Here is a 10,778-nt window from a genome sequence, read left to right as displayed (position 1 = left end):
ACCGCCAGCACCTGCCGTCGGGTCGCGCCGAGCGTCCGCAGGATCACGCCATCATAGGTACGCGCCTCTCGCGCCGCGGCCATCGCGCCGATTAGCACGGCGATCCCGGCGAGGATCGCCACCGACGCCGCCGCGGTGATCGCGGTCGCCATCTGCGAGACGATATCGCGGACCTGGCCGAGCACGCCGCGAACCTCGATCACCGACACCGACGGAAAGCGTGGCAGCAACGCACGCATGACTTGCGCTTCCTGCCCCGGTGCGAGTTCGATCGTCGCGGCAAGATTATGCGGCGCATCCTCGATCGCATTGGGCGAGAACACCATCACGAAGTTGAACCCCAGGGTATCCCAGCTTATCCGGCGGAACGATGCAATATGCGCGGTCCGCTCGACACCGAGCAACGTGTAGCTGAGCGGATCGCCGATCTTGAGCGCGAGCACCTTGGCCAGCCGTTCGTCGATCGAGACCAGCGGCGGCCCCTTATAGTCTTGCCTCCACCACCGACCGGCGGTGAGTTCGCTGCCCTCGGGCAAGGTCGCGGAATAGGTCAGCCCGCGCTCGCCACGCAACGCCCAGGCGCCGTCGGGCAGCGTCTTGAGATCGGCCACGCGCGTCGTGCCGTATCCTGTGATCGTCCCGCGCATCGCCGGCACGGTGCGGATGACCGGGTGGATCGCGACGCCTTCGATGGTCCGCCGGAACTCAGTCTCGCGGTCTGGCGGAACGTCCAAGGCGAACAGCGCCGGCGCGCGCTTGGGGACGGTGAGCGCGATGTTCGCGTCGATGCTCGTGCGGATGCCAGCGAGCAGGACGAACAGCGTCAGGCCGAGCCCGAGCGCGACGACCAGGGTGCCGGTCCGCGCGCCGGGGCGGTGGAGTCCGGCGATGGCGAGCCGCAACAACGGCTTGCGCGAGCGGGGAAGCGCCGCGGCGATCCGGCGTACGGCCCAGCCGAACCCCGCCAGCACCAGCAACACGCCGGCCACCGCCGCGAGGAAGCCTGCGCTGAGGCCCGGCTGGTCCGCGGTCGACAGCGCGAGCGCGACGATAGCGGCTCCTGCACCAAGGACCCAAGGCAAGGTCCGGCGTAGCGGGACGGACCGATTGCCGAAGACACCGCGCAGCAGCCCGGCTGCGGGAATGCTGCCCGCCTCGATCAGGGGAGGCGCGGTGAAGGCTAGCGCGATCAGCATGCCATAGCCAGCGGCAAGCGAGAGCGGCGCGAACTGAAGCGAGAAGCGCGGCGCGACCGGCAGGACATCGCCCGCGAGCCAGACGATCAGCGGCACCGTCACCGCGCCCGCCGCCAACCCGGTCACGATCCCCATCGCTGCGACGACCGCAACCTCCAGAAGGTAGATCTTCGCGATCAGACCGGACGTCGCACCCAGCACCTTCAACGCCGCAATGCTGCTGCGACGGGCGGCGAGATAGGAAGAGACGCCGTTGCCGACGCCGATGCCGGCAATGACGAGCGCGGACAAGCCGACCAGCAGCAGGAACTGCCCCATGCGATCGACGAAGCGTTCGGCGCCGGGCGCGGCACGATCGCGCGTCTTGGTTTCCCAGCCGCCGGTCGGGAACGCAGCCTTGAAACGGTCGACCGCGGTCATCGGCGATGCCCCTGGCGACAGGCGTATCCGGTACTTGGTCTCGTAGAGGCTGCCGGGCTGGACCAGACCGGTGCGCGCGATGCCCGCCATCGATACGATCGCCACGGGGCCGAGCGTAAAGCCCTCACCGAGGCGATCGGGTTCGTTCGCGATCACGCCCGCGACGGTGAAATCGGCGACTCCGAGCCGTACGCGCGCGCCGCGGCCGACGCCAAGTCTCTGCGCCAAGGCCGGGACGATCCAGATCGACTTGGCATCGGCGACCTTGGCGACCGACCCGCCCTGTACGGCCAGCGTCCCGTAGAGCGGGTAGACCGAGTCGACGCCCTTGAGCTGGACCGGCACGCTGTTGGTGCCGCGGATCGCGGTTGCCTGCATGCGCACGGTTTCCGATACCGTGCCGAGCCGCCCCATCGCAGTGCGTTCGTCGGACGTGGCGGCACGCTGCGACGTGCCGAACTCGACGTCGCCGCCGAGAATCGCGCTGCCGCGTGCCGCAAGCTCACTGTCGATCGACTGCGTCAGGCTGCCAATCGCCGCCAAAGCGCCGACGCCGAGGAACAGGCATGCAAGCAGAAGTCGCAGCCCGCGAAACCGAAGATCAAGTTCGCGACGGGCAAGTCGCCACGCAAGCCGCCATTCGCTCACCGTAAGTGATCCGCGACGATGCGTCCGTCACTCAGTTCGACAGTCCGATCGCAGCGCGCGGCGAGCACAGGATCGTGCGTAATGATGATGAGCGTGGCACCGGTCGCGGCGCGGCGGTCGAACAGCAGGTCCATGACAGAGGCGCCGGTAGCAGCATCGAGGTTGCCGGTCGGTTCGTCGCCGAAGACGAGTGCCGGACGCGGCCCGAGCGCACGGGCGATGGCCACGCGCTGTTGTTCGCCACCCGACAGCTGCGTGGGATAATGGCCGATGCGATGTGACAGGCCAACTGCAACGAGCTCGACCTCCGCGCGCTCGAATGCGTCGGGCATTCCGGCAAGCTCCATCGGTACGGCAACGTTCTCGAGCGCAGTCATCGTCGGCAGCAGGTGGAAGGCCTGGAGGACGATCCCGATCCGCCCACGGCGCGCGCGTGCGAGGGCATCCTCGTCGAGCGTGCCGAAATCGAGGCCCGCTACCCGGACCCGGCCGCTCGTCGCGCGCTCCAGTCCGGACAGCACCGCCATCAGCGACGACTTGCCCGACCCCGATGGCCCGAGCAGCGCGACGCTGGTGCCCTGGACGATGTCGAGATCGACGCCCCTGAGGATCGTCGTCGCGGCAGTCGATGCGCCGAGTGTCAGCGTGACATCGCGTGCCGAGATCACCATATCGGCGGAAGCAGGTTCGGACATGGAGACCAATATCTTGGAGAAACGGATGCGACGCTGGCCTCTTTATGGGGGCGGACTGGCGCTTCTCCAAGCGGGGTTGCTGGCCGGCTGCGATCGGACGCCCGACGTCCCTGCCCCGCCGCCCGCGACGAACACAGTCACGCCGGCCGCTGCCCCGGTCGTCGCTGCTCCGGCACCGAAGGGTCCCGAGCGTCTGATCCTCGCCTTTGGTGACAGTCTGTATGCGGGATACGGCCTCGACCGCGGGCAGAGCCTGCCCGACGCTTTGCAGAACCAGCTGCGCAAAGATGGCATCAACGCCACGATCGTCAATGCCGGCGTCTCGGGCGATACCAGCGCGGCGGGACGGCAGCGGTTTGCGTTCGCGCTGGACAACATGAAGCGCAAACCCGACCTGATCCTGCTGGGGCTCGGCGGCAACGATGTTCTTCGCCAGATTTCCCCGGCCGAGACGCGCGCCAACATGACGGCGATGATGGACGAGGCAAAGCGTCGCGGCATCCCGGTGATGCTGACCGGCATGATGGCGCCGCCCAATCTGGGTCCGGAGTATTCTTCCCAATTCAACAGGATATGGACCGACTTGGCCAAGTCCTATCACGCGACGCTCTACCCGTTCATTCTGGATGGCGTCATCGGCAACGCCGCGTTGATGCAGCCGGATCATGTTCATCCCAACCGGACCGGCGTCGATCGGATCACAGCCCGCGTTGCGCCGTTGGTGGAAAGCGAGTTAGGACGTTCGCAATGACGGCATTGTATCGTAATCGATAGACTTACAAAGGATCGCGCGATCCACGACGCGCGGTACGATCAATTGGCGGCGGGACGGCAATAGCCGCGCGCAAGGAAAAGGGTAAAGCATGCAACTGAGCGGTTTGATCGCACGACTGGGGCGGCATCTCGATCTGACCGACGCAGAACGCGAGGCGATCCTGCACGCCGAACGCGGCGAGCGGCGCCTGCGTGCGGGTGACGTGCTGGTCGCGGAAGGTGGCGAAAGCCACGCGCTGTACGTCGTGCGGCAGGGGTGGCTGCACTCCTCGACCAAGCTGGTCACCGGCGGGCGCCAGATCCTGCGCTTCCACTATGCGGGCGACCTGATCGGGACGTCGAGCATGGCGTGGTCGCAGGCGGCGGCGACGCTGACCGCGATCTCGGACTGCATCGTGATCGATTTGCCGAAGACCGAGCTAGGCCTGCTGTTCCGCGCACAACCGCGGATCGCCGGGCTGCTCTACGCCATTGCCGCCGCCGAGAACGTCGCAATGAGCGACCGGCTGACGACGATCGGCCGGATGGGCGCAAGCGAGCGGCTATCGACGCTGCTGCTCGACATTATGGCTCGGTTGCGCGTGACCGCGGGAGGGATCGTGGATTCGTTCGACCTGCCGCTGACCCAGACGGACATCGGCGACGCGCTGGGGCTCACCAAGGTACACGTCAACCGGACGATCCGCGCGCTGGAAAAGTCGGGCGTGATCGAGCGGACCGGGCGTCGGGTGCGGATCGTCGACGAGGCGGCACTGGTCGCCGCGACCGGGTTTACCGATCGATACGGCGAGATCGAGACGGCGTGGTTGCCACCTGCGGCTTGAACGATTCCGATCCTCTTCCACTCGGGGGAGGTGGCTTGCTCTTGTCTGACGGAGGAGACGGGAAGCGAAACGCCTGCTCCATGTCCTCCCCCTCCGTCAGCTAACGCCTGGGACCTCCCCCTGACGGGGGAGGATTGTTGGGACAGCTCTACGTACGATCCACCACGAACAGGGTCACACGGTCGTACTTGATGTCGCCTGGATTAAAGATAGCATCCGGCACGAACGGACGGTCGATGACCTCGATATCCTTCAATCCGGCCAGCTTGAACGTACCGAGCTTGATCTCCTTCGGCGGCTGACCATCGCGCTCCAGCGTGATCGCATCGACGAACACGTCGTCATGCTTGGTGTAGAGGATGTGCGGCGCCAGCGTGCAGACCATCCGATTATAGGTCGCGGTGATGCACTGACGCAACGCGATCGCCTGCAACAGCAGCGCATTGGCATTTGCGGGGACGGATGGGTCTGGTGTCGTGGTCATGTTGTGCATCGCAGCATAAGTTAAGGGATCGGTGCCGTTAGGCCCAACGCGACACGTGCGACAAGACCTAAGTTGGCGCCGTAGCCGGTTTACCCCGTCTGATCGACCTCGTCCGTATGGACGTCGAAGCCGACCAGCTTTGCCGGGCCGAAGCTAGTGGTAAGCGCGGTATCGGTCGCGTCGCGCCCGCGTGCCATCAGGATACGCCCGATCCGCGGGCGATTGTGACGCGCGTCGAGCGTGTGCCACGTGCCGCCGAGATACACGTCGAACCACGCGGAAAAGTCCATCGGCGCGTCGACCGGCGGGATGCCGATGTCGCCGAGATACCCCGTGCAATAGCGAGCGGGGATGTTCATGCAGCGGCACAGCGTGATGGCGAGGTGCGCAAAATCGCGACAGACGCCCTGGCGCTCCTGGTAGACGTCCCACGCAGTCTTGGTCGAGCGGGCGAAATGATAGCCGAACTCGACGTGATCGTGTGCGAAGTCGACGATCGCCTGGACCCGCTGCCAACCCGACTGGACGTGGCCGAACAACGACCATGCGGTGTCGGACAGGCGATCGGTCTCGCAATAGCGACTGCCGAGCAGGTAGATGAGGATGTCGTCGGGCAGGTCCTCGACCGCATGCTGGACGGCGTCGGGAGAGACCGGGTCGGGAAGTCCGCTATCCTCGATCGTGAAGTCGCACGACAACGTCAGGCCGCCCTTGGGGACGGTGAAGCGCGTGCAGACATTGCCGAACGCATCGAGATAATCATAGGTCGGCACGTCGGGGTCGGCAGCAAGACGGTGCGGCGTCACCAAATCCTTGTTCCGCGACGGGTGAAGGCTCAGCATCGCCATCATCGGCGTCGCGACGTCGGTTTCGAAACGAATGTCATAACCAGCCCGGATCAGCATCGATGTCCCCCTTGTCGCGCCTTCTGACACGCCGTGTGTCACGCGGTTTGCGATGAATGATGTTGGTAGGTGTCGTGCGGCACCGAGGGTTCGGCAGCCTCGTCGACGCTGATGTCGACCGAGACGCTCATGTCCAGGAAGCTGCCGGGGAAGCCGCTCCAGGTTCCAGATACCGGTACAGCCTGATAGATGTCGCGCGCGACGGCTACGCGGATCAGACCGCGGTTGCCGACGATCCCGTTGGTCGGATCGAATTCGACCCAGCCCGACCCAGGGAGATAGACCCGGACCCAGGCGTGCGTGTTGCCGCCGCCGGTGCGCTGTTCCCGACTGCTCGGGTTGTAGACATAGCCCGAGATGAATCGCGCCGCGAAGCCAAGCGCGCGGACCGCCTCGATCATAAGCATGGCATAGTCGCGACAGGTCCCCTTGCGCTTGGCCAGCGTCTCGATCGGCGACTGCGTGCCTTTTTCGGGGCGCTGGACATAGGTGAACTCGCGCTTGATCGCCGCCGTCATCTCGGACAGCATCGCCAGCGTGTCGGTCTGGCCGCCGGTACCGACGAACCGCCGCGCCCAGGTGTCGATCTCGCGCAGCGGGTCGTGATGCTGGCGTTCGATCGAGCGGAGCAGGTCGGGCATTTCCTCGGACGAATAGGTGAAGGGATACAGGCGTGCGTACCGCTCGATATCGACATCCTGCAGCTCGGCGGGGCTGTGATCGAGCCGGACCTGGCTGTCGATCACCAGATCCTTGGCCCGCTTGTCGAACGTGGCGATCGCCACCGAATTGCCGAACACGTCCTGCAGCCAGCGTACGTCCGAGGGCTCCGGACTGATCGTCAGTCTAGCGTCGATAAGGTGCTGGTCGTAGCTTTCTCGGGGCCGGACCATGATCCGGTGCTCGCCAAACGCTACCGGCTGGCGGTATGAGTATTTGGTTACATGAGAAAGCGTTAGTGATGGCATCGAGGATCCACGTCGCATGAACAGCATTGCCAGCCCAACGCTGCTTGGGACCGAAGATGCCGCACCGGTCGTCGTGGTCAACCCCAAAGGTGCGTCATCGTTCCTGCTGATCGGCGATCATGCGGGAAAAGCCGTGCCGAGCAGGTTGGGCTCGCTGGGGTTGAGCGATGCGGAACTCTCTCGGCACATAGGGTGGGACATCGGCATCGGCGAACTCGGCACCTTGCTGGCGGAGAGGCTGGACGCGGTGTTCGTGCGCCAGACCTATTCGCGGCTCGTGATCGACTGCAACCGGAGTGCCAGCCAGGCGGACGCGATCGCTGCCGTGAGCGACGGAACCATCGTGCCGGGCAACCAGGCGCTGTCGGACGCCGACGTGGCGGCGCGGTTTGCCGAAATCCACGAGCCCTACCAGGCGGCGATCGCCAGCGAACTCGCACGCCGCGACGCGCTGGGGATCGCAACCACGCTCGTGGCGCTGCACAGCTTCACGCCGTCGATGCGCGACATCGACCGGCCATGGCAGATCGGAATCCTGCATGACGGCGGCGAGACCGGATTCGCGCACGCTCTGCTCTACGTCCTGCGCGACGAGCCCGACCTGACCGTCGGGGACAACGAGCCCTACCGTATGGACCAGATCGATTACACGATCCCCCGTCACGCCTATCCCGCCCGCCCCTATGCCGAGATCGAGATCCGGCAGGATCTGCTGGGCTCGACGGAAGGATGCGTGGCTTGGACGGATCGGCTTGCACGGGTGCTTCCGGCGGCGGCCGGAATCCGGGAAAGCTGACGAGCTGCGCGAGCCGGAATTGCCCGAACCGGGATCGGTTTTTCCACTGACGCGTTAGGCCGCCGGCCTTGGTTCATGAGGTCGCGTCCTCCGGCTCTTGAGATCCAATGCACCGACCGATGGCCCCGAGCGGTAATACGCCGAACGCTAGCGAAGACAGATATCGCGCATTGGTCGACGCGATCGACGCCGGTTTCTGCATCATCGACATCCTGTTCGACCACGACGATCGTCCCGTCGACTACCGATTTGTCGAGGTCAATCCGCGGTTCGAAAGCCAGAGCGGACTCGTCGATCCGGTTGGCCGGACCGCTAGCGAACTTGTCCCCGATCTCGAAGCCTTTTGGTTCGAGACGTACGGGGCCGTGGCGATCACCGGCGAGCCCGCCCGGTTCGATCACGGATCCGAACCGATGGGGCGCTGGTTCGATGTCCAGGCCTTCCGGGTCGGCGGACCCAACGCCCGGCAGGTCGCAGTGCTGTTCACCGACATCTCGGAACGCCGCAGTATCCTCACGGCCGCGCGAGCGAGCGAGGAACGGCTCGGCCAGGCGCTGGCCGCGGGGAACGGCATCGGGACCTGGGACTGGGACGTTCAGAACGACTCCGTAACAGCGGACGAACGGTTCTCTCTGCTATACGGCGTTTCCCCGGAACTCGGTCATGCCGGTGCGCCGATCGGGCACTTCTTCAACAGCATCCACCCCGACGATGTCGAGGCCACGCACGTCGCTATCGACGCGGCGTTGCGGAGCGGCGGAGATTTCGACGCGGAATACCGTCTCGTTCAGCCTGACGGCGCGATCCGCTGGGTCACCGCGCAAGGTCGCTGCCAGCTCGCCGCCGACGGCACCCCGCTTCGCTTCCCCGGTATCAGCTTCGACATCACCGAGCGCAAGCAGGCCGAAATGCGGCAAACCGCGCTGTTGGACCTGAGCGACGCGATACGCGACCTGACCGATCCCGATGCGATCGCCTACGCCGCGTCTTCGATCCTCGGTCGCGCCTTGCAGGTGAGCAGGGTCGGCTACGGCGTGATCGACAAGACGCGCGAGACGATCACCGTCTTGCGCGACTGGAACGCCGATGGCGTGACGACGCTCGCCGGCACGCTGCATTTCCGGGCGTACGGGACGTATATCGAGGACCTGAAGGCCGGACGAACGGTGGCGGTCGCCGATGTCGACCAGGACGACCGGACCCGCGACACGGCGGACGAGTTGAAGGCGATCGACGCATGGTCGTTCGTCAACATGCCGCTCGTCGAGCAGGATGATTTCGTCGCGTTGTTCTACGTCAACAACGCCGCGGCGCGAGTCTGGAGCGACGGCGACCTGGCGCTGATGCGCGAAGTCGCCGAGCGAGTCCGTGCGGCGACCGAACGGTTGCGCGCCGAGACCGCACGACGCGAGAGCGAGGAACAGTTCCGCGTCTTCGCCGAGGCCGTGCCGAACCAGATCTGGGCATCCAAACCCGATGGCCACCTCTATTGGTTCAACCGGCAGGTCTATGCCTTCAATGGCCTCGAACAAGGCACGCTCGACGGCATCGGCACCTGGAAAGACCGCGTCCACCCCGATGATTATTCGGCAGCGGCAGAGGCTTGGCGGCGCTCCCTCACAACCGGTGACCGATACAGCGTCGAGTTTCGCGCGCGCGGCAAGGATGGCGACTATCGCTGGTTCCTGGTCCGCGCGGACGCGGTCCGCGCACCAGACGGCACCATCCTGCGCTGGGTCGGGACCAACACCGACATCGACGACAGCCGACGCCAGGCCGCCGAACTCGCTCGCTGGAACGAGACGCTGGAGGATCAGGTTGCGACCCGGACGCGCGAACTCATGGTCGCCGAGGAAGCGTTGCGACAGAGCCAGAAGATGGAAGCTGTCGGTCAGCTCACCGGCGGGATCGCGCATGATTTCAACAATTTGCTGACCGGTATTACCGGTAGCTTGGAACTGCTCGGAATCCGTATCGCGCAAGGCCGGCTGAATGACGTCGAGCGCTATTCGCTGGCCGCGCAGGGTGCTGCAAAGCGTGCGGCGGCGCTGACCCACCGATTGCTCGCCTTTTCGCGGCGACAGACGCTCGATCCCAAGCCGACCGACGTCAATCGGTTGGTCGGGGGGATCGAGGATATGGTCCGGCGCACGGTCGGTCCCGAAGTCGAAGTCGAAGTCGTCGCCTCGGTTGGGCTGTGGGCGACCCTGGTCGACCCCCACCAGTTGGAGAACACGCTGCTCAACCTGTGCATCAACGCGCGCGATGCGATGCCGGGCGGCGGACGGCTGACGATAGAGACCGCCAATCGCTGGATCGAGCCCCGCACGGCGCGCGAGCGCGAACTCGATGCCGGGCAGTATGTGTCGCTGTGCGTGTCCGATACCGGCACGGGCATGACCCCCGAGGTCATCGCCAAGGCGTTCGATCCATTCTTCACGACCAAGCCGCTCGGGCTCGGCACCGGGCTCGGCCTGTCGATGATCTACGGCTTTGCCCGGCAATCCGGCGGTCATGTCCGAATCTACTCCGAGGTTGGCGAAGGCACCAACGTCTGCATCTACCTGCCACGGCATTTCGGCGAGGCCGAGGACATCGAGACGGTCGCCGAACATACCGAAGCGCCGCGGGCGAACGCCGGCGAGACAGTGCTGGTGGTCGACGACGAACCGACCGTCCGGATGCTCGTGATGGAGGTGCTCGAGGAGCTCGGCTACGCGGCGATCGAGGCGGCGGACGGCGCATCCGGGCTGAAACTGCTGCAATCCGATATTCGCATCGACCTGCTGGTCACCGACGTCGGCCTTCCTGGCGGGATGAACGGCCCGCAGATGGCGGACGCGGCGCGGATCGGTCGCCCCGATCTGAAGATCCTCTTCATCACCGGCTACGCGGAGAACGCCGTCGTCGGCAACGGCCATCTCGATCCCGGCATGCACGTCATGACCAAGCCGTTCGCGATGGAAGCCTTGGCCACGCGCATCAAGGATTTGATCGCCGCGGGATAATGGGGCGGGGTGTAGGATCGGATCCTCCCCCACTCCGTCATCCTGACGAAAGTGAGCGTT

At 65.5% G+C, this 10,778-nt stretch carries 9 protein-coding genes (1 of these 9 running past the window's edge); 4 read left to right on the top strand and 5 right to left on the bottom strand.

Going from position 1 to position 10,778, the window contains the following annotated elements; translation table 11 throughout:
* Positions 1-2,264, bottom strand: the 5' portion of a protein-coding gene (locus AC1MH0_RS19125) for an ABC transporter permease (RefSeq protein WP_480964077.1). It extends 235 nt beyond the left edge of the window; 2,264 of the gene's 2,499 nt are visible here — the first part of the coding sequence; its start codon is at positions 2,262-2,264; the stop codon falls past the left edge of the window.
* Positions 2,261-2,959: an ABC transporter ATP-binding protein gene (locus AC1MH0_RS19120; RefSeq protein ID WP_480964076.1), complete on the bottom strand. Its 699-nt coding sequence runs from the start codon at positions 2,957-2,959 to the stop codon at positions 2,261-2,263. The genes AC1MH0_RS19125 and AC1MH0_RS19120 overlap by 4 nt, the downstream gene beginning before the upstream one ends.
* Before the next feature lie 25 nt (positions 2,960-2,984).
* On the opposite strand from AC1MH0_RS19120, the gene AC1MH0_RS19115 reads away from it, so the two are divergent.
* Together AC1MH0_RS19115 and AC1MH0_RS19110 are read left to right on the top strand one after the other, a co-directional pair.
* Entirely contained in the window at positions 2,985-3,710 is a 726-nt protein-coding gene (locus AC1MH0_RS19115) for an arylesterase (protein ID WP_480964075.1), read from the top strand.
* Positions 3,711-3,822: 112 nt separating this feature from the next.
* On the top strand, positions 3,823-4,557 hold the full coding sequence (locus AC1MH0_RS19110) for a Crp/Fnr family transcriptional regulator (RefSeq protein WP_480964074.1): 735 nt from the start codon (positions 3,823-3,825) through the stop codon (positions 4,555-4,557).
* 148 nt (positions 4,558-4,705) lie between these two features.
* Here AC1MH0_RS19110 and AC1MH0_RS19105 read toward each other — a convergent pair whose 3' ends face one another.
* The 3 genes from AC1MH0_RS19105 to AC1MH0_RS19095 all read right to left on the bottom strand — a co-directional run bounded on the left by AC1MH0_RS19105 (position 4,706) and on the right by AC1MH0_RS19095 (position 6,914).
* Positions 4,706-5,041: a hypothetical protein gene (locus tag AC1MH0_RS19105; RefSeq protein WP_480964073.1), complete on the bottom strand. Its 336-nt coding sequence runs from the start codon at positions 5,039-5,041 to the stop codon at positions 4,706-4,708.
* Positions 5,042-5,130: 89 nt separating this feature from the next.
* The gene (locus AC1MH0_RS19100) at positions 5,131-5,946 is read right to left on the bottom strand and encodes a transglutaminase-like domain-containing protein (RefSeq protein ID WP_480964072.1); all 816 of its coding nucleotides are present in this window, start codon (positions 5,944-5,946) and stop codon (positions 5,131-5,133) included.
* Positions 5,947-5,984: 38 nt separating this feature from the next.
* Positions 5,985-6,914 (bottom strand): transglutaminase family protein, encoded by a 930-nt coding sequence (locus AC1MH0_RS19095; RefSeq protein ID WP_480964071.1) that lies wholly within the window; start codon positions 6,912-6,914, stop codon positions 5,985-5,987.
* Between the two features lie 16 nt (positions 6,915-6,930).
* Between AC1MH0_RS19095 and AC1MH0_RS19090 the strand changes: the two genes are divergently transcribed.
* Positions 6,931-7,710: an N-formylglutamate amidohydrolase gene (locus AC1MH0_RS19090; protein WP_480964070.1), complete on the top strand. Its 780-nt coding sequence runs from the start codon at positions 6,931-6,933 to the stop codon at positions 7,708-7,710.
* Between the two features lie 107 nt (positions 7,711-7,817).
* On the top strand, positions 7,818-10,718 hold the full coding sequence (locus tag AC1MH0_RS19085; protein ID WP_480964069.1) for a PAS domain-containing protein: 2,901 nt from the start codon (positions 7,818-7,820) through the stop codon (positions 10,716-10,718).
* Positions 10,719-10,778 lie beyond the last annotated feature (60 nt).

The organism is Sphingomonas sp. AP28, from assembly GCF_056680455.1.
Note: the sequence above shows the minus strand (reverse complement) of the source record. Positions and strands in the feature narration are given on the sequence as shown.